This is a genomic window from Hydromonas duriensis, from assembly GCF_004363775.1.
GTDB lineage: Bacteria > Pseudomonadota > Gammaproteobacteria > Burkholderiales > Burkholderiaceae > Hydromonas > Hydromonas duriensis.
The window spans coordinates 22,930-47,808 of the sequence record NZ_SNZE01000004.1 but is presented as its reverse complement, the minus strand read 5'-3'; the positions used below and the strand labels follow the sequence as shown (position 1 = coordinate 47,808).

General features: G+C 48.5%; 23 protein-coding genes. 8 read left to right on the top strand and 15 right to left on the bottom strand.

Going from position 1 to position 24,879, the window contains the following annotated elements; all coding sequences use genetic code 11:
* The 10 genes from DFR44_RS02825 to thrS form a co-directional block, all read right to left on the bottom strand.
* Positions 1-2,022 carry a sensor histidine kinase gene (locus DFR44_RS02825; RefSeq protein WP_133619204.1) on the bottom strand — a complete coding sequence of 674 codons (2,022 nt, stop codon included), beginning with the start codon at positions 2,020-2,022 and terminating at the stop codon, positions 1-3.
* 2 nt (positions 2,023-2,024) lie between these two features.
* Positions 2,025-2,699, bottom strand: a complete 675-nt coding sequence (locus DFR44_RS02820) for an HAD family hydrolase (protein WP_133619203.1) — start codon at positions 2,697-2,699, stop codon at positions 2,025-2,027.
* A 100-nt stretch (positions 2,700-2,799) separates the two neighbouring features.
* Positions 2,800-3,342 (bottom strand): MerR family transcriptional regulator, encoded by a 543-nt coding sequence (locus tag DFR44_RS02815; RefSeq protein WP_133619202.1) that lies wholly within the window; start codon positions 3,340-3,342, stop codon positions 2,800-2,802.
* A gap of 13 nt (positions 3,343-3,355) precedes the next feature.
* Positions 3,356-3,697 carry an integration host factor subunit alpha gene (locus tag DFR44_RS02810; protein ID WP_246012034.1) on the bottom strand — a complete coding sequence of 114 codons (342 nt, stop codon included), beginning with the start codon at positions 3,695-3,697 and terminating at the stop codon, positions 3,356-3,358.
* A gap of 80 nt (positions 3,698-3,777) precedes the next feature.
* On the bottom strand, positions 3,778-6,195 hold the full coding sequence (gene pheT / locus DFR44_RS02805) for a phenylalanine--tRNA ligase subunit beta (RefSeq protein ID WP_133619200.1): 2,418 nt from the start codon (positions 6,193-6,195) through the stop codon (positions 3,778-3,780).
* A gap of 221 nt (positions 6,196-6,416) precedes the next feature.
* The gene (pheS, locus tag DFR44_RS02800) at positions 6,417-7,433 is read right to left on the bottom strand and encodes a phenylalanine--tRNA ligase subunit alpha (protein WP_133619199.1); all 1,017 of its coding nucleotides are present in this window, start codon (positions 7,431-7,433) and stop codon (positions 6,417-6,419) included.
* Between the two features lie 211 nt (positions 7,434-7,644).
* The gene (gene rplT, locus DFR44_RS02795) at positions 7,645-8,001 is read right to left on the bottom strand and encodes a 50S ribosomal protein L20 (protein WP_133619198.1); all 357 of its coding nucleotides are present in this window, start codon (positions 7,999-8,001) and stop codon (positions 7,645-7,647) included.
* 25 nt (positions 8,002-8,026) lie between these two features.
* On the bottom strand, positions 8,027-8,224 hold the full coding sequence (gene rpmI, locus DFR44_RS02790) for a 50S ribosomal protein L35 (RefSeq protein WP_133619197.1): 198 nt from the start codon (positions 8,222-8,224) through the stop codon (positions 8,027-8,029).
* Between the two features lie 189 nt (positions 8,225-8,413).
* The gene (infC, locus tag DFR44_RS02785) at positions 8,414-8,923 is read right to left on the bottom strand and encodes a translation initiation factor IF-3 (protein WP_133619196.1); all 510 of its coding nucleotides are present in this window, start codon (positions 8,921-8,923) and stop codon (positions 8,414-8,416) included.
* A 159-nt stretch (positions 8,924-9,082) separates the two neighbouring features.
* Positions 9,083-10,990: a threonine--tRNA ligase gene (gene thrS / locus DFR44_RS02780; protein ID WP_133619195.1), complete on the bottom strand. Its 1,908-nt coding sequence runs from the start codon at positions 10,988-10,990 to the stop codon at positions 9,083-9,085.
* Positions 10,991-11,081: 91 nt separating this feature from the next.
* Between thrS and DFR44_RS02775 the strand changes: the two genes are divergently transcribed.
* Positions 11,082-11,369, top strand: coding sequence for a hypothetical protein (locus tag DFR44_RS02775; RefSeq protein ID WP_133619194.1), 288 nt, complete (start codon positions 11,082-11,084; stop codon positions 11,367-11,369).
* Positions 11,370-11,555: 186 nt separating this feature from the next.
* Positions 11,556-12,743 (top strand): 5-demethoxyubiquinol-8 5-hydroxylase UbiM, encoded by a 1,188-nt coding sequence (gene ubiM / locus DFR44_RS02770; RefSeq protein ID WP_133619193.1) that lies wholly within the window; start codon positions 11,556-11,558, stop codon positions 12,741-12,743.
* A 72-nt stretch (positions 12,744-12,815) separates the two neighbouring features.
* Here ubiM and DFR44_RS02765 read toward each other — a convergent pair whose 3' ends face one another.
* Together DFR44_RS02765 and DFR44_RS02760 are read right to left on the bottom strand one after the other, a co-directional pair.
* Positions 12,816-14,336, bottom strand: coding sequence for a multicopper oxidase family protein (locus DFR44_RS02765; protein ID WP_133619192.1), 1,521 nt, complete (start codon positions 14,334-14,336; stop codon positions 12,816-12,818).
* A gap of 97 nt (positions 14,337-14,433) precedes the next feature.
* Positions 14,434-16,812: a Tex family protein gene (locus DFR44_RS02760; protein ID WP_133619191.1), complete on the bottom strand. Its 2,379-nt coding sequence runs from the start codon at positions 16,810-16,812 to the stop codon at positions 14,434-14,436.
* A gap of 150 nt (positions 16,813-16,962) precedes the next feature.
* Here DFR44_RS02760 and DFR44_RS02755 point away from each other — a divergent pair, with 150 nt between their 5' ends.
* The 5 genes from DFR44_RS02755 to DFR44_RS02735 all read left to right on the top strand — a co-directional run bounded on the left by DFR44_RS02755 (position 16,963) and on the right by DFR44_RS02735 (position 22,058).
* Entirely contained in the window at positions 16,963-17,691 is a 729-nt protein-coding gene (locus tag DFR44_RS02755; RefSeq protein WP_133619190.1) for a hypothetical protein, read from the top strand.
* 133 nt (positions 17,692-17,824) lie between these two features.
* Positions 17,825-19,813 (top strand): DNA repair helicase YoaA, encoded by a 1,989-nt coding sequence (yoaA, locus tag DFR44_RS02750; RefSeq protein WP_133619189.1) that lies wholly within the window; start codon positions 17,825-17,827, stop codon positions 19,811-19,813.
* 147 nt (positions 19,814-19,960) lie between these two features.
* A complete protein-coding gene (gene lolA, locus DFR44_RS02745) occupies positions 19,961-20,593 on the top strand; it encodes an outer membrane lipoprotein periplasmic chaperone LolA (RefSeq protein ID WP_246012030.1) in 633 nt (210 codons plus the stop codon).
* Positions 20,594-20,762: 169 nt separating this feature from the next.
* Entirely contained in the window at positions 20,763-21,368 is a 606-nt protein-coding gene (locus DFR44_RS02740) for a GNAT family N-acetyltransferase (protein ID WP_133619188.1), read from the top strand.
* Between the two features lie 3 nt (positions 21,369-21,371).
* On the top strand, positions 21,372-22,058 hold the full coding sequence (locus tag DFR44_RS02735) for a TIGR02117 family protein (protein ID WP_133619187.1): 687 nt from the start codon (positions 21,372-21,374) through the stop codon (positions 22,056-22,058).
* 34 nt (positions 22,059-22,092) lie between these two features.
* Here the strand turns inward: DFR44_RS02735 and DFR44_RS02730 are convergent, their stop codons facing one another.
* From DFR44_RS02730 to fur, 3 genes are all read right to left on the bottom strand, one after another.
* A complete protein-coding gene (locus DFR44_RS02730; protein WP_133619186.1) occupies positions 22,093-22,944 on the bottom strand; it encodes an MOSC domain-containing protein in 852 nt (283 codons plus the stop codon).
* Positions 22,941-23,726 (bottom strand): tRNA threonylcarbamoyladenosine dehydratase, encoded by a 786-nt coding sequence (locus DFR44_RS02725; RefSeq protein WP_133619185.1) that lies wholly within the window; start codon positions 23,724-23,726, stop codon positions 22,941-22,943. Before DFR44_RS02725 ends, DFR44_RS02730 begins: the two co-directional genes overlap by 4 nt.
* Positions 23,727-23,805: 79 nt before the next feature.
* The gene (fur, locus tag DFR44_RS02720) at positions 23,806-24,243 is read right to left on the bottom strand and encodes a ferric iron uptake transcriptional regulator (RefSeq protein ID WP_133619184.1); all 438 of its coding nucleotides are present in this window, start codon (positions 24,241-24,243) and stop codon (positions 23,806-23,808) included.
* 229 nt (positions 24,244-24,472) lie between these two features.
* On the opposite strand from fur, the gene DFR44_RS11370 reads away from it, so the two are divergent.
* Positions 24,473-24,844, top strand: coding sequence for an outer membrane protein assembly factor BamE (locus tag DFR44_RS11370; RefSeq protein WP_162845128.1), 372 nt, complete (start codon positions 24,473-24,475; stop codon positions 24,842-24,844).
* Positions 24,845-24,879 lie beyond the last annotated feature (35 nt).

Genomic DNA, 24,879 nt, shown 5'->3' with positions numbered 1-24,879 from the left:
TTAAACTCTCAATTCTGCTTCAGTATTTTCAACATCAGCATCATCTGCTGGGGCAATAGGCAAAGTCAAATAAAACACGCCTCCGCTTGAATCAGCCCTTGCCCACAGTCGACCTCCATTCGACTCCATCATTGTACGACAAATATTAAGACCTATACCAACGCCATGCGTTTTTGTTGTATAAAAAGGATTAAATATCGTCTCAACTTTATCCGCGGGGATGCCTGGACCATTATCCACCACTTGAAGCAGCACATGGTGGGCGGAGTAATTTTCCGCATAAAGATGCACTTCTCGCGGTGAGCTACCATGCTCGACCATTGCTTCGAGTGCATTCCTCAGCAGATTTATTAATATTTGTTGCAACATTGTAACGTCAATTCGCACTGGATGTACATCCCTAGGCTTAATATGATTAACAACTTGCCCGCCTTGTTTTTTAAATTCCAGCTCCATGAACTCAATGGTCTGCGTGACCCAAGTCGACACATCCACCGTTGCAGGTGCAATGGACTTTTGCTGAGCGAACTGCTGAACTCGGCGCGTGACGTTCGCCGCTCGGTCTGCTTGACGGCGAATTTTTTCAGTCACATCAATCAGCCGCTCGCTACTTAAAGCTCCCGTGTCTTTTTTAATGTAGTTGGATAGCCCCGTTGTATAACCTAAAATCGCTGACAATGGCTGATTCAATTCATGCGCGATAACTGAGGCCATCTCGCCCATATTAATCAAATGATTCACTGCCTCTAAGCGTTTTTGCTCATTGGCTTGGAATTGCTCCAGACGGCGACGCTCTGTCACGTCTTCAACTGAAGTAATCCAACCAATATGATTTTGTTGTTCATCATATAGAGGACCGCCACGCATCACCGTCTCAATGATTTCACCCGACTTTCGTCGCATTTTAATCTCTGTCACGGTCACCGCCTCTGGATCTTCGAGCAACATGTCACGTAGCCACAGCACTTTGCTCGCTTCTTCTTTAGGGATGTATGGCAACGGCGGTGGAATATTAATAATTTCGTCAGCTTCGTAGCCTATCATTTCACAAAACGCGGGATTGACATAAAACATGGTTCCATCAAGCAAATGCGCACGGATACCAACCGTCAATGAATTTTCAATGGCATGACGCAAATTATATTGAGTGCGTAACTCTTTCTCAGTGTCACGCCGTTGACGCATGTCTCGAATCAAGGCAAAAAGACTACCCAACAATGCCAATAATAAAAACACCATGCCTGCAAATAAGCCGCGTAACACCCACTCTTGTCGGTCTGGGTAGAGCTGCGCTCGCAATAAAATCGGGGTGGTGCTGATGTAGATATTGCGTTCAACGATAGGTAAACCTTTATCAAAGGTCACGTCATTTTCACGCTGATCCGTGTGAAATAATATATTGTCTGAATAATACGCGTTGACATGGTACTTTTTAGCAAACCAATCGGGAATGGTATTGCCAAACAGTTGTGTCAACGAGTATTGCGCTTTGATAAAACCTTGAATTTCATTTTTATCGTCATAAAAAGGCTGAGTCAAAGATACTTCGTAACTGCCGTTGCTCATTTTAATCGGGGCAGTACTAGCCGTTTCGTGAATTTCGCTCGCACGCTTTAAAGCGGCTTGCTCTGTCAACTCTCTGATATTGGGTTCTTGCGGAAATTGTGCTTGCACATTGGACGCACGCGCGATGACTTGTCCGTCTGGATCGAGCCAAATGATGTTACTTAATTCAGGGGCTTCGGCTAAAACCTGCCACGTATGCGCATTAAAACTATCGATAGTGATACTGCCGCTGTCTATTTCTCGTGCCAATCCCCAAATTTTCAACTGAGCTTGGTTTAAGCGTGTGTTGATGGCTTGATCAAACCAGAATAAGTCTGACGCGGTCGAGTTAATATTTTGCTCTTGTTCATTTTTCGACACACGCTGAAAAACGGCAAGAATAGACCACATTAATAAAATCAATAAAACAATAATGAATGTCGCCCAGACACGTTCTTTAACAAACAACGGTTTCATCTTTACGCCTTTATCATTACACCCAACAGAACCGCCAAGTCGGACACAGAGTGAGCTATTGCTGAAGGCTGTGCCGCTTGTAACTGCCGTTCGTCATGTGCCCCGTAACACACCGCAATGGATGACACCCCTGCGGCATGTGCCATCTCAACGTCATAGGTCGTATCGCCAACCATCACCGCCTCGTGTGGGTGTATATCCAGCTCATCCAAAAGTTCTTGTAGCATCAGCGGATGGGGCTTGGGACTCGTTTGGTCAGCAGTTCGAGTGGCTTGAAAATACGTGCGCAAATGCCCTTGCTCAAGGACCCGATCTAAACCCACACGTGACTTTCCTGTCGCAATCGCCGCCAAACGATTGTGCCCGCGCAGGTCTTTTAAAACCTCAATCACGCCATCATACAACGTCACAATCGACTCGCTGGTCAAATAATGACTGCGATATACACGCATAAATTCTGCTGTTTGTTGAGCGTCCAGGTCACCCACCAAGTAGGCAATGACTTCCTTAAAATCCAAACCAATGACATGCTTTGCCTGCTTTAAGGTCGGCGTTGCAAAACCCAATGCTTCACAGGAACGTTGCAGACTATAAGCAATGACACCCGTTGAATCGAATAAAGTACCATCCCAATCAAAAATCACTAAGCGGGCTTGAGACAGTTTCTCTAAAGTCATAAGTTCCTAATAATAAAAAAGAGTTGCACTTTGAATCCGAAATTCATACGTGACTGATCATAAAAAAAGCACGCAAATTTGCGCGCTCATTACCAATGACTCAACGGTCTTTAGGCAAAGTCAAAAGAGCTCGAATTGCACGCAGTTCCCTCACAACATCATCAATAATCATTTGATGAGCATTTGATTGTACGGGGTGCTCGCCTGCTTTTTCAACAACGGATTCCGTGTCAGCGGACTCAGCTTCAATAGCCACATCATCCATCGCATCAGAGTCGATGTCATACTCAAACGTAGACTCGTCCAGTCGATTGTCCACATCGCTACTTAATTCAAAAGCTTGAGATTCGGCCAAGCTGGGCGTTACCTTCACGCCCAATTGTTGTCGCGCCCCTTGAATGGTATAGCCTTGCTCATACAACAGCTGTCGAATTTTACGCACCAAAACCACTTCATGATGCTGATAATAGCGTCGATTGCCACGGCGTTTCATTGGGCTCAATTGAGCAAACTCTTGCTCCCAATAACGCAAAACATAAGAGCGCACGCCACACAATTGGCTCACCTCACCAATCGTGAAGTAACGCTTCGCGGGGATGGCGGGTAAGTCTTGAGTTAAGACGTAGCCTTGCGGTTGGCTCATTTGCTATTCCACCTTACGCACTTAAACTTGTTGCAGACGGCTCGGCATTTGTGACGCCTTCCACTGCATTTTTAAATTTTTGACTGGCATGAAAAGTCACCACGCGACGCGCCGCAATCGGCACCATCTCGCCTGTTTTCGGGTTGCGTCCTGGGCGTGAGGCTTTATCGCGCACAGAAAAATTGCCAAACCCTGACAACTTAACCAGCTCGCCTCGTTCTAAAGCATTACGAATTTCTTCAAAAAAAGCCTCCACCATTTCTTTGGCTTCACGCTTATTGAGCCCAACTTGTGCAAACAACAATTCAGCCAACTCAGCCTTAGTGAGTGTAAATGCGCCACCGCTTTCAGCCATCACGTCATTCAAAGTTGCTTTGATGATGTCTTCTTCAATGTTCACGTTCATATGTAATCCTTACTAACGGCTGTCTTAACTTATCTTAAACGGGCATTGACTTGCACTTGCAAGTGCGCTAACAACGCTTGCATCAACGCATCAACCTGTGCATCTTGTAATGTGGTCTGCATGTCTTGCAAGCTGACGCGATACGCCATGCTTTTTTCATGGGCGGCCATATGCTCGCCTTGATAAACGTCGAACAATTGTACATCACGAATCACGTAAGCCGTTGGTTCTATAGCAATAAATTTTTCAACCGCCTCAATAATTGCACCTGCCGTTACATCACGAGCAACGATTAGAGCCAAATCTCGAGTCACCATAGGCAATTTAGAGACCTCAGCGGCCACAGGCACATCTCTTGCCAACACAGCGGACATATCAATTTCAAACATCATTGGTGCTTTAGGCAAATCATGCGCTTGTTGCAAGCGCGGGTGCATTTGACCAAGCCAGCCCACCATTTGACCGTTCACACTCAATTTAGCACAACGCCCAGGATGAGCCGCAACATGGGTGAAGGCTTCAAATTGAACCCGTCGCGGTGCAAACAAGCGTTCAATATCGCCTTTTACATCATAAAAATCGACATCGTCTTCCGCCGCAGCCCATTGCTCAGGCACGCGTGAACCGTACGCTAAACCTGCCAGCTTCAATGGCTGGGCAATATTTGGCACGGTATTTTCTGACGCAAGCACCGTTGCATCGCGATGAAACACCTTGGCAATCTCAAAAACACGAATGCGACTCGCGCTGCGTGCCAAATTGGTTTTTAAATTACCCACCAAAGAGCCCAACAATTGCGTACGCATCACCGCCAACGAGCTGGCAATCGGATTCAGTAAGCGAATAGGGTTACCCTCACTGCCCGCAAAATCTCGCTCAACCGCATCATCAACGAAACTAAAATTAATCACTTCCTGATAATCCATGCCGACCAAAGCATCTCGAACCGCATCCAACGCACGCTCATTTTCAGTCACATGCAACATGGTCTGTAACGCAACGGGCGGCTTAACAGGAATGTTGTCGTACCCAAATAAACGCACGACTTCTTCAATCAAATCCTCTTCAATCGCCATATCAAAACGATAGCTCGGCGCAGTTACGCTTAAAATTTCGCCTTCAATCGCATCTTGCGCACGCGTGACTTGAAGCTGCAAGCGATTCAATGACGCCACCATATCGTCCGCAGGAATCGCCACACCAATCACCTTTTGCGCACGCGCCACGCGCATAGACAATTTTTCGCGCTGCGGCAACTCGCCCACTTGTTCCAACACAGGCCCCGCCTGACCGCCACACATATCAAGCACCAAGCGTGTGGCAAATTCCAAAGCCTCAACCTGCCCCTTAAAGTCCACACCGCGTTCAAAACGATGTGACGCATCCGATGAGAAACGGAACCGACGTGACTTACCCTGAATCACGTCAGGTGCGAAATACGCCGCCTCCAAGAAAATATCCGCCGTACTCAACTCGGCTTTAGTTGAATTGCCACCCATCACACCCGCCATGCCAATCGCACCCGAATCATCGGCGATAACCAGCACATCCTCTTGCAACGTGTGTGTTTGCTCATTCAACAGTTCAATGGTTTCACCCGCCACCGCCATACGCGCGTGAATCGTACCTTTAATTGCATTCAAATCATACACATGCATCGGTTGACCGAGGTGCAACATGACATAATTGGTGATATCGACCAAAGCCGAAATCGAACGCACACCCGCGCGCTCCAAGCGTTGCACCATCCACAAAGGCGTTGGCGCAGCCGCATTCACACCTTTGAGCACGCGCCCCGTGAAGCGACCGCAAGCCGCAGGCGCATCAATCCGAATCGGCAACACATCATCAATGGTGGCCGCCACAGGCTCAGCCTGAAAAGGAGTTAAAGTCGCCCCCGTCAAAGCCGCCACATCACGCGCTACACCACGCAACGACAAACAGTCCGCTCGGTTTGGCGTGAGTTTAATTTCAAAAACAGTGTCGTTTAAATTCAAATACTGGCGAATGTCTTGCCCCACAGGTGCATCCAGTGGCAGCTCATACAAACCCGACGCATCAGGATTAACGCCCAACTCTTTCGCCGAACACAACATGCCATGCGAAGCCACACCGCGCAACTTGGCATCCTTAATTTTAAAATCACCTGGCAACACCGCACCCACCGTCGCACACGGCACACGAATGCCCGCACGCGCATTGGGCGCACCGCAGACGATTTGCAACAACGCCTCACCGCCAACATTGACTTGGCAGACATTGAGCTTATCCGCATCGGGGTGCTTTTCGATGGACACGATTTCACCGACCACTACGCCCGTAAACGCAGGCGCGGCGGGCGTGGCTTCTTCAACTTCCAAACCACCCATGGTCAACACATTGTCTAATTCGGCTGTGGTCAAACTCGGGTTGACCCACTCACGCAACCAGCTTTCTGAAAAACGCATTTTTTACCTTTAGGAAATACGGAAAAAGTACAAACCTACTTTTTCCGTGTTTTATTTTAGAATTTTTGTCAGGGCGACCCTGACAAAAATTTAAACAAAACCAATTGATTAGAAGCAGCTCAATTTTCAAATCAAGCTTGATTGATGGCACTGATGCAAAAATTGAATTGGATGCATCATCATACGGTCCATGAATCTGCAATTGCATCGTTCCGCCTCAATCAGTGAAATTGGCTTAAAAACCGCACATCATTCTCATAAAACAAGCGCAAATCATTCACGCCATAGCGCAACATCGCCAAGCGCTCCAAGCCCGAACCGAAGGCAAAACCCATGTATTTTTCAGGGTCTAGGCCAAAATTGCGCACAACGGTCGGGTGGACTTGGCCCGCGCCTGAAATTTCCAACCAGCGGCCTGCGTTCGGGCCTTTGGTGAAGGCCATGTCGATTTCGACCGAAGGTTCAGTGAATGGGAAGTACGACGGGCGGAAGCGCAATTGCAAGTCATCATCTTCAAAGAAGCGTTGCAAGAATGTGGTGTACACGCCTTTTAAATCGGCAAAACTGATGTTTTCATCAATCCACAAGCCTTCAACCTGATGAAACATTGGCGAATGGGTCGCGTCCGAATCGACGCGGTAGGTGCGACCTGGGGCGATGACTTTAATCGGTGGGGTGTGTTGGCGCGCGTAGCGCACTTGCATTGGGCTGGTGTGCGTGCGCAACACCAGCGGATGACCGCGCTCGTCTTTGTCTTCGACGTAAAACGTGTCTTGCATCGAGCGCGCGGGGTGATTTTCGGGGCTGTTGAGCGAAGTGAAGTTGTACCAGTCGTTCTCAATTTCAGGGCCATCGGCCACTTCAAAACCCATTGAGCGAAAAATCGCGGTCACGCGACGGGTGACGCGGGTCACAGGATGCACGCCGCCAACCGCTAAACCACGCCCAGGCAAGGTCACGTCCAATTGCTCGGTGGCGAGTTTGGCATTCAAGGCGGCTTCAGCGAGCGCGTTGCGTGCCTCGTTTAACAATGCTTCCACTTGTTGGCGAATTGCATTGACTTCTGCGCCTCGTCGTTTTTTTTCATCAACGGGTAATGCGCCCAACGCTTTAAGTTCTTTGGTGAGGACACCGTCTTTACCTAAAAATTTGGCTTTTTCATTTTCTAAGTCGGCGGGGCGGCTGGCACTGGCAAACGCAATACGCGCTTCATCGACGATATGATTTAAATCACTCATACATTCTCTTTAGTTAAAGGTGCATTAAACTTTTTTGACAGCTATTTAAGTTTAAACAAAACAATCGACACATTGATTTAAACAGTCTTTTCGGCAAGACTTTTATAAAAAACACTTAAAACCGCTTAAATCAGCATGTCACACATTATTTTCAAGAAAAAACGAGGCAAACCGAATGGTTTGCCTCGATTTTTTTGGCTTTTGAAACGGCTTACGCCAACGCTGCTTTTGCTTTTGCAACAATCGCTGCAAATGCAGGTTTATCAAATACGGCCAAGTCAGCGAGGACTTTACGGTCAATTTCAATCGATGCTTTTTTCAAGCCGTTCATGAATTTGCTGTAAGTCATCTCGTTTTGACGAGCGGCTGCATTGATACGCGCAATCCACAAAGCACGGAATACGCGCTTTTTGTTGCGGCGATCGCGGTAAGCGTATTGGCCTGCACGCATCACCGCTTGTTTGGCGACGCGATAGACGTTTTTACGACGACCACGATAACCCTTGGCGAGGGCTAAAACTTTCTTATGACGGGCTCTTGCTGTGACCCCACGTTTTACTCTAGGCATATATTACTCCTTGGTTTAGGTTGGGTTAAGCGTAAGGCATCAAAGATTTCACTGCGGCTGAATCTGCAGCTGAAACGTTTACAGCACCACGCAAGTGGCGTTTGTTTTTGGTGGTCTTCTTGGTCAGGATATGACGTTTGAAGGCTTGACCGCGTTTAACAGTCCCGCCTGGACGCACCACGAAGCGCTTTTTGGCGCTGCTTTTGGTCTTCATTTTAGGCATAACAACTCCGTTTTTAACATGAATACAGGTGGACTCGAACTTAGAGACACTTGGGAACCCTATTCACTTTTAATTGAATGTGGGTGCGTGGTTGCCCTGACGCACCTCATTCAGCCTTATTTGGGTTTGTTCACACAAACTCAAATAATTTTTAAGTCAAAAAATGATTTAAAACTATTTTTTGACCGATTATTTTTTCTTCGGTGGCGCCAACATCATAATCATTTGGCGACCTTCCAACTTTGGCATGGATTCGACTTGCGACATCTCAGCCAACTCATCTCGAACACGAATCAAAAGCTGCATACCAATTTCTTGGTGCGCCATTTCACGACCGCGAAAACGCAATGTGATTTTGACTTTATCGCCATCTTCAAGGAAGCGTTTGACATTGCGTAATTTAACTTGATAGTCGTTTTCGTCTGTTCCAGGACGGAATTTGATTTCCTTAATCTGGATGATTTTTTGCTTGGCGCGGGCTTCAGCGGCTTTTTTCTGTTCTTGGAACTTGAACTTGCCGTAATCCATCAAGCGACATACGGGCGGTTCAGCGTTCGGCGAGATTTCAACTAAATCAGTATCAATTTCTTCGGCCATGCGCATGGCTTCGCGGGTTGGTGTGATGCCAATGGCTTCGCCATCAATGCCAATCAATCGAATTTCGCGCGCAGTGATTTCGCCGTTGATGCGATGCTGCATTTTGTTTGCTTGCGTAGCGATAGTAAACTCCGTTTAAAATGAGGAAAAACCGTATGGGGTTTTAATTAAAAATCATTGCAATTGTCCGCGATGATTTACCTAAAAAATCAAAACCAAACTGGCTCAATATGAATCATGAGCCAAGTTTGATTTTTTGTATTATTGTCGTGCCTCAACTTCAGCTTTGATGTGTGCAACAAACGCATCGACACCCATTACGCCTAAGTCTTGGTTACCACGGGCACGCACGGCAACAGCGTGATTATCGCGCTCTTTGTCACCGACGACCAAGATATAAGGCACTTTTTGCAAACTGTGCTCGCGAATTTTATACGTTATCTTCTCATTACGCAAATCTAATTGCACTCTAAGCCCTTGTTTTTCCAACTCTTGTGCCACTTGTGCGACATATTCGGCTTGATATTGAGAAATATTGCAAATGACCACTTGCACAGGTGCAAGCCAAGTGGGCAATGCGCCCGCATGGCTTTCAATCAAAATCCCGATAAAACGCTCCAACGAACCAACTATCGCACGATGCAACATCACAGGCGTTTGGCGTTGGTCATTTTCGTCAACATAGGTGGCCCCAAGACGCTCGGGCATAAACGCATCGACCTGCATGGTGCCACATTGCCATGAGCGGCCAATCGAGTCTTTTAAGTGGTATTCAATTTTCGGGCCATAAAACGCGCCTTCGCCTGGTAGTTCTTCCCATTGAGCACCTGATGCGCGGATGGCTTCGCGCATCGCATTTTCGGTTTTGTCCCATGTTTCATCTGAGCCGATGCGGTTGTCTGGGCGCAAGGCCAGTTTGACCGCCAGCTCTTCAAAACCAAAGTCTTTATACACTTTACGCGCCAGTTTATCAAAGGCAGCCACTTCGGCTTCGATTTGTTCTTCTGTACAAAAAATATGCCCATCATCCTGCGTAAAGCCACGTACACGCATGATGCCGTGCAACGAGCCTGATGTTTCGTTACGGTGGCATTGACCAAACTCACCATAGCGCAAAGGCAGGTCACGGTAGCTGTGTAAACCTGTGTTGTAAATTTGAATGTGTCCTGGGCAGTTCATCGGCTTGAGCGCGTAGCTGCGATTCTCCGACTCGGTGGTGAACATATTGTCTTTGTAATTATCCCAATGGCCCGTTTTTTCCCACAAAGTGCGGTCGATGATTTGCGGGCCTTTCACCTCTTGATAGCCATTGTCACGATAGACGCGACGCATGTATTGCTCGACTTCTTGCCAGATGCTCCAGCCCTTGGCGTGCCAAAACACCAAACCAGGGGCTTCGTCTTGCATGTGGAATAAATCCAGTGCTTTGCCGAGTTTTCTATGGTCGCGTTTTTCGGCTTCTTCGAGCATGTGCAAATATGCGGCTTGGTCTTCTTTTTTGGCCCAAGCGGTACCGTACACGCGCTGCAACATTTCATTTTTCGAGTCGCCGCGCCAGTATGCGCCTGCGACTTTCATCAACTTAAATACTTTCAATTTTCCTGTTGATGGCACGTGTGGACCGCGGCATAAGTCGATAAAGTCACCTTCACGATACAAGCTAATCTTTTGTTCAGCGGGAATACTGCTGATGATCTCTGCTTTGTAATCTTCGCCCTGCGCTTTAAAAAATGCCACTGCATCATCACGAGACCATATTTCGCGCGTCACCACCTCGTCTTTTTTGGCCAATTCGGTCATTTTGGCTTCAATCGCCAGTAAATCCTCGGGCGTAAATGGACGTTTATAAGCGAAGTCATAATAAAAACCGTTGTCAATCACAGGACCAATCGTCACCTGCGCATCGGGAAACAGTTGTTTAACGGCATAGGCGAGCAAGTGCGCGGTTGAATGACGAATCACTTCCAAGCCATCAGCGTCTTTGTCCGTGACAATGGCTAAACTCGCGTCGGACTCAATCAAGAAAGAGGTGTCGACCAACTCACCATCAACGCGCCCTGCCAGCGCTGCTTTTGCCAAGCCCGCGCCAATGCTCGCTGCCACGCCGTGTACCGTCACTGGCGCATCAAATTGTCGAATGGAGCCGTCAGGTAAAGTGATGTTAATCATAAAATTCTCGTTCAGTCGTCAGGTTGAAAGTTGAAAAACGGGTTATACAAAAACGGCTCACTTAAGGTGAGCCGCATTGTATCAAGCATCAATGACCGCTCACCACGCCAAGGTCGCCGTAATCGTTGAATGGGTGGTTAAGATAATCTGCGGCATCGAAAAAAAACATAAAAAAGGCATAAAAAAATTAAGCGGCGTTTCCTCACGCCAATTCGCGCCATTATACATGACAAGCGCATTAAACACAAAATGTGCACATGCAGCATTTTCGCTACTAAAACCACCAAAATGGACACTCCACGCTTTTACTGCCAACTCAAAAACAACAATTGTTTCATTTTTTTACATGGACAATGATTCACCATGCACCTTTGGATGATGGACGCACCTAGCCTTTAACCGAACCCGCGCATAAATCTTATTGGGAATGGGGTTTAAAGCCATTCTGTTTTATAATTCAGTATTCGTGGTAATCTCTTAGCCATTTTGGCTTTATTTGCCTTGGCTTTTGCAGGTTAAAAACAGTTGCTTTTTTATATTTTCCGCCCCTTTACAAAGGATAGACATGAGCACTTCACATTTTGATATTGTCATTATCGGCGCAGGGCCTGCTGGCTTGAGTTTTGCCCGCTCACTGGCGCACAGTGCTTTGCGCATCGCCATTGTCGACCCCGCCAATATGGAGCAATTGCGCACACCCGCTCCTGATGGCCGTGAAATTGCCTTAACGCATCCATCCAAACAACTGTTGCAGCAACTAGGGGCTTGGCAAGCGATTCCTGAGGGGCAAATTTTTTATTTGCGTTCGGCTAAAGTGGTGGATGGCGATTCACCTTTTGAATTGCATTTCAAAACCCCAACTGCTAGCAAGAACCTTTCGGATGACACCCTTGGGTACTTGGTTTCCAATCACCACATCCGCCAAGCACTTTTTGAAAAAACCGAACCACAAGCCAACTTAACTTGGTTCGCTGAACAAAAAGTACAAACGGTGAACGCGGATTCATCACAGGCCACGGTTTGTTTATCAAGCGGCGAAACCATTCAAGCCAAATTGGTCGTGGCCGCAGACTCGCGTTTTTCACAAACCCGCCAGCAAATGGGCATTCCCGTAGACATGCACGACTTTGGTCGTACCGTCATCACCTGCCGCATTGAACACAGCGGCACAAATGAAAACACCGCTTTTGAATGCTTTCACTACGGACGCACATTGGCGATTTTGCCATTGACAGAACACCTTTCAAGTGCCGTCATCACCATCGACAGCCAACGCACTTCTGAAGTGTTGGATTTAAGTGATGACGCTTTGGCGGCGGACTTGGAGCAACGCCTCAATGGTCGGCTTGGCACAATCAAGGTTGCCAGTTCACGTTATCGCTATCCATTGGTGGGCACGCATGCACGACGTTTTTACAGCACACGCTTTGCCCTTATCGGCGACGCTGCCGTTGGGATGCACCCTGTCACTGCACACGGTTACAACCTTGGATTGTATGGACAGAACACTTTAAGTGAGTTGATTCAAAAAGCCGAAACAATGGGGCGCGACATCGGTTCTGGTGAGTTGCTGCAACAATACGATCGCAGACACCAATTGAAAACCCGCCCGATTTATCATGGCACCAACTTCGTGGTTAAGCTATTCACCAATGAAGCACCGCCCGCTAAGTTGTTGCGTGGTGCGGTGTTGCGCGTATCGAACGCGTTATCACCCGTGAAGTCTTTAATTAGCCGTCAACTGACGGGTTAATTTCAAATTAGGTTTAAAAAAAGCGAGGCATGCGCCTCGCTTTTTGGTGTACTTCAATTGAGTTTCAGCTGTTTAAACCACATTCAAATTGGCCATCATGCCTGCATCTTCATGCTCCAAAATATGACAGTGCAACATGCGCAAGCCTTTATGCTTTTGTACCATTTTAAACACCACGCGCTCACCCGACTTGACGTTCACGGTATCTTTCCAAGCCAATGAAAATGCGGTTGGTGAACCACGGCTGGGGTCTATCCATTCGCGGCGCTGCAATTGAAATTGCCCGCCGTGAATATGAAACGGATGGTCCATATCCGATGTGTTTTCAACACGCCACTCTTCAATTTCACCCTCTTTGCTGGTGAAGTCAACACGCTGCATATCGAATTTTTTACCATTCAACAAAAAGTTCATCTGATGCACACCGTTCTCCATGCTCATGGTTTCAGAGAAAACCACGTTTTGTGTCACTGTCGCCCCCCCCAGCGGGGAGATGGCTCGCAACTGCGCGGGAAGCTCTAGACCTTTGTCCATTGGACTCGCATGAATGCTCAATAAAGGCGTGGCAGGCGTGGGTTTAGCACCCCCCATTTTGCCCTGATTATAGGCACTGGCATGCACACTCATTTTCGATTCTTTTGGCGACAACAGCAACTCGACCCGCTCTCCCGAAGCGACCAACAAAGTGGAATGCGACTCAGCCGCTGTTAACAAGCCACCATCTGTACCAATTTGCAGCAAATCCTGCGCCTGCCCTGATTCACCAAGCCACTGTAAATTCAAAAAACGGGCATTGGTGGCATTCCACAAACGAACACGCACGGGCTCACTCACATTCAAGCTTGGTTGATATTGACCATTAACCAATAAAAATTGCCCCTCACGACCATTCATTACATCATTGGCATCGTTTTCAGCAATGCGACCATCGGCATTGAGCTTTAAATCTGTCACCACCCAATGCACTTCTTTGACATCTGTCAAAGCGTCTTTGTGTTTGGGTTTAACCACAATCACTCCCGCCAAGCCTCGAAACACCTGCTCATGCGTTATGCCATGCGGATGTGGATGAAACCAATACGTGCCCGCACAGTCATCAGGCAACGTAAAACGATACATGCGTCGACCTTTCGGCGGGACACCATCTTGCGGCGCACCGTCTTGATCGGGGGGCACAGGCAAGCCATGCCAATGAATTGTAGTCGTTTGCGGTAAGTCATTAATCAACTCTATCTCAACCGTCATGCCTTCGGTCCACTCGATTAAAAGCGGTGCTGCGCTTTGGTTGTAAGCCCAAATCGTTGTCGGCTTACCCTTGATGATTTCATGGGTCATCGGCGCGGCGGTCAAAGTGGCTTTAAATAACTGTGCATCGCTACTTTGGTTAGCCAATACAGGCAGTGTAGACAATGGCAAGCCTTTGGGCAAAACATCCAAACTGGCCAAAGGTGCCGCGTTCGTCAGGTCTGCTGCAGGCATGCGCATGCCTGCATGATTCATACCTGACATGGCGTTTTGCGCTTGAGCACCACCCGCAAAACCCAAAGCCAGGCTTGAATACAATGTTTTCAACATAAAATCTCGGCGATTCATACGGCCTCCTATTCTAAGTAGTCGAGACCTATCGTAACAAAAAAACAACACAAAGGTTGGATTGGGCACAAAAAAGATGCCCGAAGGCATCTTTTTATCATCGCTTCAATTTGGCAAATGCCTGTGCAAATGCGGTATTGGGCGGCGCGGCGGATGAGCCGCGTTGATTATGGCCAGAGCGCGAACGTTCGCCTTGGGCTCGGTCATTGCGTCGTTCAGCAGGAGCACTCGCCGAACTACGGGTGCTGCTTGGCTCGTCATCCAGACGCATGCTTAAACCAATTCGCGCGCGCGCCACATCGACTTCCATCACTTTGACTTTAACCAACTGCCCCGTTTTAACCACCTCGCGCGGGTCTTGTACAAATTTATTGGACAAAGCCGATACGTGAACCAAACCATCTTGATGCACGCCAATGTCAATAAATGCACCAAATGCTGCCACATTGGTCACAACACCTTCCAAAATCATGCCAGGTTGCAAATCCTTGATGTCTTCTACACCGTCCGAGAATGTTGCCGTTTTAAATTCGCCACGCGGGTCGCGCCCTGGTTTTTCCAATTCGCTGAAAATATCCATGACGGTCGGCAAGCCAAATTGCGTATCCGTAAACTCAGCAGGCGAAATGCCTTTCAAGGCTTCGCGCTGCCCCATGACATCACGGATGCCTTGTTTTATTTTGGCTAAAATTTTCTCAACCACGGGATAGGCTTCAGGGTGAACCGATGATGCATCAAGTGGGTTGGCATCAGGCGAGTCGCTGGAAATTCGCAAGAATCCTGCCGCTTGCTCAAAGGTTTTTTCACCCAAACGCGGTACATTTTTTAAAGCTTTACGGTTGGGAAATGCGCCGTTGGCATCGCGATATTCAACAATATTTTTTGCCAACACATTATTAAGCCCCGAAATTCGCGCAAGTAAGGGAACCGATGCCGTGTTGACATCAACACCGACCGCATTCACGCAATCCTCGACCACAGCATCCAGACCGCGCATGAGTTCACGTTGATTGACATCATGTTGATACTGCCCCACGCCGATGGATTTTGGGTCAATCTTAACCAGCTCGGCCAGTGGGTCTTGTAAGCGTCGAGCGATGGAGACCGCACCGCGCAATGACACGTCCAAATCAGGGAACTCTTGCGCCGCCAACGCTGAAGCGGAATAAACCGATGCGCCTGCTTCCGACACAACGATTTTTTGCAAACCCAACTCTGGGTGGCGTTTCATGACGTCAGCCACCAATTTTTCAGTTTCACGACTCGCCGTGCCATTGCCTATCGCGACCAACTGCACGCCGTGCATTTTTGCCAGTACCGCAATACGATGAACAGAACCTTCCCAGTCATTGCGTGGTTGGTGCGGATAAATGGTATCGGTCGCAAGCAACTTGCTGGTTGCGTCAACCACCGCCACTTTCACGCCCGTACGAATGCCTGGGTCAAGCCCCATGATGGATTTTTGCCCAGCAGGTGCGGCGAGCAATAAGTCGCGCAAATTGCTGCCAAAGACAGCAATTGCTTCAGTCTCTGCTTTTTCGCGCAAATCACCAAGCAAATCTGTTTCCAAATGCAATTGCAGCTTAACACGCCAGCTCCAACGGCAACAGTTGAGCAAAAAGGCATCGGCTGCGCGATTCATATCCGCAATATTAAATTGTTGCGCGATTAACGCTTCACACGGATGCGGTGCGAGTTGCTCCAACTCCTCCGACAGCCCCAAGCGCACACTCAACACGCCCTCGTTACGACCTCGGAACATGGCCAAAGCACGATGAGAGGGAATTTGGCTCAATCGTTCGTCGTAAGCAAAATAATCTTGGAACTTCTGGCCTTCGGTTTCTTTGCCCTCAACCACAGCAGCATAGACAACGCCATTTTTGTGCAAATACCCACGCAACTGCGCCAACAACTCGGCATGCTCGGCAAAATTTTCCGCCAAAATATCCCGTGCCCCGTCCAAAGCGGCTTTAACATCAGCCACAGGCACATCGGGGTTCAAATTGATGTATTGCTCCGCCTCGGTGTTTGGATTGAGGTTCGGATTGGCCAACAACGCCAACGCCAAAGGTTCTAAACCCGCCTCACGAGCAATCATCGCGCGGGTGCGTCGTTTGGGTTTGTATGGCAAATACAAGTCTTCTAACGCTTGTTTGGTCGCGGCCGCGTCAATTGCAACGGCTAATTCAGGCGTGAGCTTGCCTTGCTCATCAATTGATTTAACAATCGCCGCACGGCGTTCTTCCAATTCACGCAAATAACCCAGACGCTCATGCAAGTCGCGCAATTGTGTATCATCTAAACCTTGTGTGACCTCCTTACGATACCGTGCGATAAAAGGGACAGTCGCCCCTTCATCAAGTAATTCTACTGTGGCACGCACTTGCTCGGCGCGAATCTGCAAATCTGCGGCAATTTGGAGGATAATACGATTGTGTAGAACCATCTCGGATTCATTATTTTTAACAATTGTCATATTTTATATCAGCTATTCATGTGATAATTACTTAGCACGTACCTTGCGCTAGACAAGGTCACACACAAAGCAGTTGAACCATTCGAGTTTAAAAGATGATGCGACCACATGGACAGCAATGGAATCAAATCGCATCCAAAGGATTCAAATATGTACTTCATGACAAGCAAACAAACACCCCATCGGTTGCTCGACACTTTTCCACAAAAGCTCAAGTCTTCTAAATTCGCCGCGTATTGTGCCATAGTTCTGAGCCTGACGGGCTGCGCAACCCCAAAAACTCAAGTGACCACGGACGATGAGTTGGCTCAACCCAAGGTCGTTGAGCGCAGCAAGCAAATCAAGTCTTTGAAACAAGCACAAATGCAAGAAGCCGCTGCCATTGCCAAACAGAATCAAGCCGATACCGACTTGTTACTTGATAAAGCGGCTTGCCTCAAGGTGTTTTTAGTCAATCGCTGCATCGACAAAGCCAGTGCAACACGTAACGCCACATGGGATGCCGCTCAAATCGAGCGCACGTCTGCGCGTTACTATATTCGTCAATATGAGGCGAACGCTCGTCGAACGGCCTTGGCGCAAAAATTAGAAGACTACCGCCGCTCAGAGGCGGCCCAAGCCCCTGCACGGGCGGCCAGCAAAGCCGCTTACGAGTCAAAGATTCAAGCCTATAACGCTAAACTGGCGAACCCCGACACACTCTCACCCGAAGAGCGCGCCCAGAATGTGACCCTGTACAACCAAAAACGAACTAAAATACTGGAGATGCAAAAAAAACGGGCTGATGCTGAACAAGCGCGCATCGAAGCAGCAAAGAACGCGGCCAAAGCGGCACAAGCCGCTCAAGCGGCGGCCTTAGCCAATGCACCCGTGCAATAACCGTTGCTGTTGTTTTTACACGGCTTGCCAACGATGTCCGATGGCAAGCCTTTGATTTTTTATGACACGCATAAATAATCAAGCCAACCCAAATACCCGAAAAACAAATACCACTTTTTTCGGCACACTTTAAATGTCAGATACCAACATCCAAAATCCACCCCGCCCCTCGACTTTGCCTTTTGAACAGCAGCAGCAACTGACTAAAATTTTTGGCGAAGGGGGCGTGTTCGCGCAACGCTTGCCCCATTATCGCACTCGTCATGAGCAACTCGAAATGGCTCAAGCGGTCACTCAAGCCTTGAACGATGTCGGTTGTGCCGTACTCGAAGCAGGGACGGGAACAGGGAAAACCTTTGCTTACCTGGCCCCCGCCTTGATGTGGGGCGGCAAGGTCATAGTCTCAACGGGCACAAAAACTTTACAAGACCAATTATTTGAACGCGACTTACCAACGGTACGCGATGTGCTCGCGGCACCCGTTTCGATTGCGCTGCTCAAAGGGCGTTCAAACTATGTGTGTCACTATCATCTCGAACGCACCCTACTCAATGGCCGCTTGTTTGGACGCGAGGATGTGAAGCACCTTAATCGCATTAAAAAAGATTTGAACCTCGTGAAACGCGGCGATAAAGCTGAGTGGCCTGACATTCCAGATGATGCGCAAGTGTGGGCGCAAGTCACTTCAACCCGCGAAAACTGCCTTGGTTCGGACTGCCCCAACCACAAAGAATGCTTCGTGATGCAAGCGCGCAAAGACGCTCAAGCAGCCGACGTGGTTGTGGTCAATCATCATTTGTTCTTTGCCGATGTGATGCTGCGTGAAGAGGGCATTGCCGAATTATTGCCTGCTGCCAATACGGTGATTTTTGATGAGGCCCACCAAGTGCCCGACATCGCCAGCGTGTTTTTTGGGCAACAAGTTTCAACCGCCCAAATTGTTGATTTGGCGAGAGACTTTCTTGCCGAGGGCATCACGCACGCCAGAGACGCTTTGGATTGGAGCGCGCTCAAAGACCGTATGGAACGCGCTGTGAAAGATTTTCGCATCGCCTGTGGCGAAGACAACGGACGGTGGAGTGCAGACCAGTTGCCATCTGATTCACCCCTATGGACGGCGTTAGACACGCTCATTGACACTTTAGAAGATAGCCTAAAAACAATAGAGCCCAGTACGGTTCGTGCGGAGACCTTGGCACAATGCGCCGAACGCCTCAGTGGATTAATCACCGCGTATATCCAATGGCGCGACCAAACGGGTTTAGACATGGTGCGTTGGATTGAGGCCATGACCTATTCGGTTCGTCTGAACGCCACCCCGCTGTCTGTGGCGGAAGGCTTCACACGTCAACGCGAATCAGATCACTTGCGCACTTGGATTTTTGCCTCAGCCACTTTGTCCGTCAAAAAGGACTTTTCATTATTCACGGAGCAGTTGGGGCTAAACGATGCCGTCACCGCCACATGGGACAGCCCATTTGACTACCCAAAGCAAGGTTTACTTTACGTACCCGAAGGCCTGCCTGAGCCGTCTCATCGCGCTTTTGGCAACGCCATGCTAGATAAAGTATGGCCTGTTTTACAAGCGTCGAATGGCCGTGCATTTTTGCTCTGCACCACTTTGGCTGCGGTGAAACGCTACGCAGCGTGGCTTGACGAACAGATTAAAACGCACGATTTGCCTTGGACGCTGCTCGTGCAAGGCAGTGCATCGCGCACCGAATTACTCAATCAATACCGTGCCGCGAACCACCCCGTATTGGTCGGTTCACAAAGTTTCTGGGAGGGTGTCGATGTGCGCGGTGAGGCTTTATCGCTCGTCATTATTGACAAGCTGCCGTTTGCTCCTCCCGATGACCCCGTGTTGGCGGCGCGTTTGAAGGCAATTGAAGAAAAAGGTGAAAATGGCTTTATGACCTACCAAGTGCCGCAAGCCGTCATTAACCTTAAGCAAGGCGCGGGGCGTTTGATTCGCTCCGAAACCGACAAAGGCGTGTTGATGATTTGTGATACGCGTTTGATTTCAAAGCCTTACGGTCGTCGAATTTGGCAAAGTCTACCTGCATTTGCCCGCACCCGCCAAGAAGAAGTGGTGCGAACATTTTTTAGCGAAACAACTTAGAGACATTTAAATTAAGGCGTGAAGAACCCCTCGCTTTTTTCAAGTAAAATCACGCCTTTCGACGCCCATGCCATAACAATGCCCGTTTGTCGTCAACCGAACACTTCTTTAAACCTTAGTACATTTTCTTTAACCTTCAACAAGGCCATGACAGCTATGTTTAAATCTGTTTTACCTCAGTTATTCGCCACCACACTTTTAGTCAGCTTGAGCCATTTGGCACACGCCACACCAATCGACGATTTGCAACAATTCAACAGCACGACCAGCAGCGCATCTGGCAGCTTCACGCAAAAAGTCATTGGCAAAAGCGGCAGTGCAAAAAAAGTCAGTTCAGGCACATTTATTTTTGCTCGCCCAGGAAAATTCCGCTGGACGTATACAGCACCGTATGAACAAGTCTTGGTCAGCGATGGTAAAACCCTGAGTATTTTTGACAAAGACCTCAATCAAGTCACCAAACGCAGTTTGGGCAGCGCGATTGGCTCGTCACCAGCCGCGATTCTGTTCGGTGGCAAAGACTTGTCCGCCAATTTCACCTTGTCGGATGGTGGCTCGGCCGATGGCCGTGCTTGGGTCACAGCCGTGCCCAAATCAAAAAGTGGCAACTTCACTAAAGTGAATATTGGCATGCGCAATGGTTTACCCGATGCCATGGAACTGTACGACACATTGGGGCAAGTGACTGTATTAAACTTCTCTGGCATCAGCAAAAACAGCGGCGCACCAGCGTCCACATTTAATTTTGTGGCCCCAGCAGGCGCGATTCAGGGCAAGTAAACACTCACGTATCATTTGATGCGATTGCACGATTCACATCATCGGCCTTGCTTATGGCGGCAAGGCCGTTTTTTATTGCCAAGAAAAATCAAAAACACATTGCTGCGATTGCTTCCCTACCTTATTATCATGACTGCCAACAAAAATATTTAAACCCTGAAAGTCCATCATGAGCCGACTGCCTGCACTCCAATTGTCCAACGAATTTGTCCGACTTGAACTGTCCTCTTTAGCCCACGTTGAAGGTTTACAAAAAGCCACGGCCGATGGCGAGTTATGGCGATTGTGGTACACCACTGTGCCGACCATTGAAGGGGTTGCGGCAGAGATTGAACGCCGCTTGGGTCTTTTTGAACAAGGTAAAATGATTCCGCTGACCATCATCCGCACTTTGAATGGGGTTGATGAGATTGTTGGCATGACCAGTTTCATGAATATCGAGCAAACGCCGTTGTATCAACGCGCCGAAATTGGCTCGACTTGGTACTCGCCACGGGTTCAGCGCACAGTATTAAACACCGCAGTGAAACATTTGATGCTTGAATATGCGTTTGAGCAATGGAAAGTCATCGCCGTTGAGTTCCGCACCCATCGTTTAAACACCCAAAGCCGCCGCGCCATAGAACGACTGGGCGCACAACTCGATGGTATTTTGCGCGCCCACCAAATCATGCCCAACGGCACTTTACGCGATACTGCGGTTTACTCGATTGGCGCGCACGAATGGCCAGCCATCAAAACCCATCTTGAATTTAAAATACAACAATATCAATAAACAATGAAAACATTAATTCGTTTGATTCGAGTGCTCATTGTGGCACTCGTTGCTTTTGTCGCTGTCTACGTGTTAGCGGTCGTGACGCTTAGTCGGATTCCAGTCAATCGGTCGTTGCCCGATAAACAAGCAACTGAACCACTCACCACCATTTATGTGCGCACAAATGGCGTGCACACAGACATCTTAATGCCCATCACAACGCATCTACGAGACTGGCGGGAGGTGATTCCTGCGGCTGATGTACACAATGAAAACGGGCATTTGCCTTACATGTCGTTCGGCTGGGGCGATAAAGGTTTTTACCTCGACACCCCGACTTGGGCTGACCTGAAAGCCTCAACGGCATTCATCGCCGCCACAGGCTTAGGGCGCACCGCCATGCACATTGAAGCCACTGCGCAACCTCAGGTGAGTGAGAGCGTGCGCATGCTCAACATCAATGACCAGCAATTACAAGCGATTATTCAGCACATCGACCAAAGTTTCTCCTACGACAGCAAAGGCAGTGTCATGCGCATCAACACCACCGCCCTCTACAACGATCACGATGCGTTTTACGAGGCCGAAGGACGTTATTCCATATTCACAACGTGTAATGAGTGGACACGTCGAGGCTTATCCAACGCTCACATCAAAACCGCAGCATTTAGCCCTTTGCAAGACGGCATCATGCGCTTTTTGCCATAAAAACAGCGTATGAGCGCGTATCAACCCTCATGCACTAAAAAACGTAATTGGCCTCCACCGCTTGCCCAACCCGCAACACCTGCCCAACCCCTTGCACGACAATCGCATTCATACCAAAAGTCGGTTGGTCTTCCATATTGGCATTGCGACGATAGGTCAACAGCGTATCTGTGACGATTGAATCCACTTTCGCATTTGTCGGTTCAATATTAGGAATGGGGCAGCGCACGCAGGGTTTAACATTTCGCAACTGTACACCCGCCGCCTCGATGTACACGTCATCGAGTAAATCTTCATCATGCGCAGCCATATTGTTTAAAACAATATTCGGGCGAAAGCGCAAGGCGGTGACTTGCGCCGCCCCAGCCGCAGCCAAGCGCGTATTTAAATCATCCATCGCCGCCGCGCTGATCATCAACAATGGGTAGCCATCGGCAAACATCGTGTGGGCACGGTGTTCTTTCGTCCACTTTTCACTGCACACACGTTCATGATTGGAATCAAAACGCAACAGTCGCAAAGGCGCATTTAAAAAGGCGCTCAACCATTGCGCCACCGCATCGCCCATATCAACCCCTTGCAAAGCCTCATCCCATAACTGCATCTGGACAACCGCACCCTGTGTCGCAAATGGAATCACACACTCAGGCATATCGGGCGCACGCAGTACGAGCGCCTCATCAGTCAAGCTGGGGACAATCAAAACCATACGCGGATATTCGCGCTGGCTGACAAATCGATGAGCATCATCAACCAACACCCATTCGCGGTCATATTTAAAGCCTGTCGAGGTCAACACTGCCTCTTGCACTTCAACCCCCGCACATGACTTCACGGGATAAACAAACAACTGCGCAATTTGAGCACTCACATCAAAATCACTCATGATTTACCTTTCAAAATCTGTGCCACCGCCCACTGAGCCGCCGCCATGCCAAAACTCGCCGTCACCATCACCGACGAGCCAAAACCTGCGCAATTCAAACCGTGCACCCCTGATGACGACGCCTCATTGGCATCGCACACCGCAGCTGGATAGCGCACCGCTTCATCTGAAAACAAGACGGGCACGCCCAGTTTATGTGCACAACCGCTCATATTCGCGCCTGATTTTTTTAAGTGACTGCGTAACCGTGAACGGACTTTCGCCAAAATGGGGTCTTGAATACTCAACGCCAAATCGGCTTGGACAATTCGTGTCGCATCTTGCTTACCACCCGCCGCCCCACAACACAAAAAAGCCTGTCGGCGTTGACGAGCAGCGAGCAGCATCGCCAATTTAGCCTTAACCTGATCGGTGCAATCGAGCACCACATCAGCAGCGGTAGGGATAAGCTCTAAATTACTGTCATCAATAAAATCATCAACCTGATGCACCACACATTGAGAGTTAATCAGCGCAATGCGTTGCGCCAATGCCGTGATTTTAGCCTGCCCCAAGCTCGGCTCTAAGGCTTGAATTTGTCGATTCACGTTCGACTCAACCACATGGTCTGCATCAATTAAAGTCAACTGCCCCACGCCACACCGTGCCAAAGCCTCGACCGCCCATGAACCGACACCACCGACACCGACCACGCACACATGCGCTTGGCTCAAACGTTGTGCAGCACCGTCGCCATACAAACGGTCAAGACCTGAAAAACGGCGATTTATTGTTTCACTCATACTCAACTTTTCAAATCTTTTTCAAATAAAACATCTCAAATAAAAACAGCGCATTGCGCTGTTCGTTTCACGGTCACGATTAACGGCGTTTCGACTTCGTCTGACAATCGGCACACACGCCGTATAAACTCATGGCGCGTTCATGCAACACATAACCATATTGCTCAGCAATTTCATGTTGACGCGCCTCAATTTGCGCATCAGAAAACTCCTCAACTTTACCGCAGTTTAAACACAATAAATGGTCATGAGGCTCGCCCTCATTCAATTCGTACAAGGCTTTGCCCGACTCGAAATTTCGGCGCACCAATAAACCCGCCTGCTCAAACTGAGTCAAAACGCGATACACCGTGGCCAAGCCAATGTCCATTTGCTCATTCATCAACACACGATACACATCATCCGCGCTTAAATGACGCTCGCCATTGGCGACGCTGTTTTGAAAAAGCTCCAAAATCTTCAAGCGTGGCAATGTGACTTTCAAACCACTGCTTTTGAGCTCAAACGTTTTATCCATGATTTCCTCTGATTTGCGCGGCTTATACCGCTTTTTAATCCCAATTTATGTTAATCTTACAACAATTCAGGGCATCAAGCGAGCGAAGCCAACTCAAGCCGCTTTGCCTTATTTATATTTTGTGATGAAAATACGGCATAACTTCGATATTTTTGATTGTGCTTTATTTTCATCAAGAACCAAACCGTTACAAAAACTTACTTTTTTCGCATTCATGAAAGACCTGTCCATGAAAAAATCAATGACTCAATCACTGTCACACTTCTGCTTGGCCGCAGGAATGACGCTTTCTCTCGCGGCCTGCGTCAACATCCCTTATAAAGCCCCCATTCAACAAGGCAACGTGGTTGAAGCGGATCGGATTGGCATGGTTCGTGAGGGCATGACCAAAGTAGAAGTCGCCAACACCATTGGTTCACCCATTCTACAAGACATTTTTCACGCTGACCGCTGGGATTATATTTATCGCCTAGATAAACATTATCAAAAACCCGATCAACGCCGCATCACCATTTGGTTCAACAAAGGCGTCGCCGCAAAAATCGAACGTGACCTCCCCGTTGAAACGACAACGCCTGTCGCCAAGCCTGCCAGCAAATAAGTACGCATTCAATCAAAGCCCCTGCTTCAGCCGTT

Coding starts and splice junctions, on each gene's coding strand:
- DFR44_RS02825 (WP_133619204.1), bottom strand. CDS start 2,022: ATGAAACCGTTGTTTGTTAAAGAACGTGTCTGGGCGACATTCATTATT.
- DFR44_RS02820 (WP_133619203.1), bottom strand. CDS start 2,699: ATGACTTTAGAGAAACTGTCTCAAGCCCGCTTAGTGATTTTTGATTGG.
- DFR44_RS02815 (WP_133619202.1), bottom strand. CDS start 3,342: ATGAGCCAACCGCAAGGCTACGTCTTAACTCAAGACTTACCCGCCATC.
- DFR44_RS02810 (WP_246012034.1), bottom strand. CDS start 3,697: ATGGCTGAAAGCGGTGGCGCATTTACACTCACTAAGGCTGAGTTGGCT.
- pheT (WP_133619200.1), bottom strand. CDS start 6,195: ATGCGTTTTTCAGAAAGCTGGTTGCGTGAGTGGGTCAACCCGAGTTTG.
- pheS (WP_133619199.1), bottom strand. CDS start 7,433: ATGAGTGATTTAAATCATATCGTCGATGAAGCGCGTATTGCGTTTGCC.
- rplT (WP_133619198.1), bottom strand. CDS start 8,001: ATGCCTAGAGTAAAACGTGGGGTCACAGCAAGAGCCCGTCATAAGAAA.
- rpmI (WP_133619197.1), bottom strand. CDS start 8,224: ATGCCTAAAATGAAGACCAAAAGCAGCGCCAAAAAGCGCTTCGTGGTG.
- infC (WP_133619196.1), bottom strand. CDS start 8,923: ATGCAGCATCGCATCAACGGCGAAATCACTGCGCGCGAAATTCGATTG.
- thrS (WP_133619195.1), bottom strand. CDS start 10,990: ATGATTAACATCACTTTACCTGACGGCTCCATTCGACAATTTGATGCG.
- DFR44_RS02775 (WP_133619194.1), top strand. CDS start 11,082: ATGACCGCTCACCACGCCAAGGTCGCCGTAATCGTTGAATGGGTGGTT.
- ubiM (WP_133619193.1), top strand. CDS start 11,556: ATGAGCACTTCACATTTTGATATTGTCATTATCGGCGCAGGGCCTGCT.
- DFR44_RS02765 (WP_133619192.1), bottom strand. CDS start 14,336: ATGAATCGCCGAGATTTTATGTTGAAAACATTGTATTCAAGCCTGGCT.
- DFR44_RS02760 (WP_133619191.1), bottom strand. CDS start 16,812: ATGACAATTGTTAAAAATAATGAATCCGAGATGGTTCTACACAATCGT.
- DFR44_RS02755 (WP_133619190.1), top strand. CDS start 16,963: ATGTACTTCATGACAAGCAAACAAACACCCCATCGGTTGCTCGACACT.
- yoaA (WP_133619189.1), top strand. CDS start 17,825: ATGTCAGATACCAACATCCAAAATCCACCCCGCCCCTCGACTTTGCCT.
- lolA (WP_246012030.1), top strand. CDS start 19,961: ATGACAGCTATGTTTAAATCTGTTTTACCTCAGTTATTCGCCACCACA.
- DFR44_RS02740 (WP_133619188.1), top strand. CDS start 20,763: ATGAGCCGACTGCCTGCACTCCAATTGTCCAACGAATTTGTCCGACTT.
- DFR44_RS02735 (WP_133619187.1), top strand. CDS start 21,372: ATGAAAACATTAATTCGTTTGATTCGAGTGCTCATTGTGGCACTCGTT.
- DFR44_RS02730 (WP_133619186.1), bottom strand. CDS start 22,944: ATGAGTGATTTTGATGTGAGTGCTCAAATTGCGCAGTTGTTTGTTTAT.
- DFR44_RS02725 (WP_133619185.1), bottom strand. CDS start 23,726: ATGAGTGAAACAATAAATCGCCGTTTTTCAGGTCTTGACCGTTTGTAT.
- fur (WP_133619184.1), bottom strand. CDS start 24,243: ATGGATAAAACGTTTGAGCTCAAAAGCAGTGGTTTGAAAGTCACATTG.
- DFR44_RS11370 (WP_162845128.1), top strand. CDS start 24,473: ATGAAAAAATCAATGACTCAATCACTGTCACACTTCTGCTTGGCCGCA.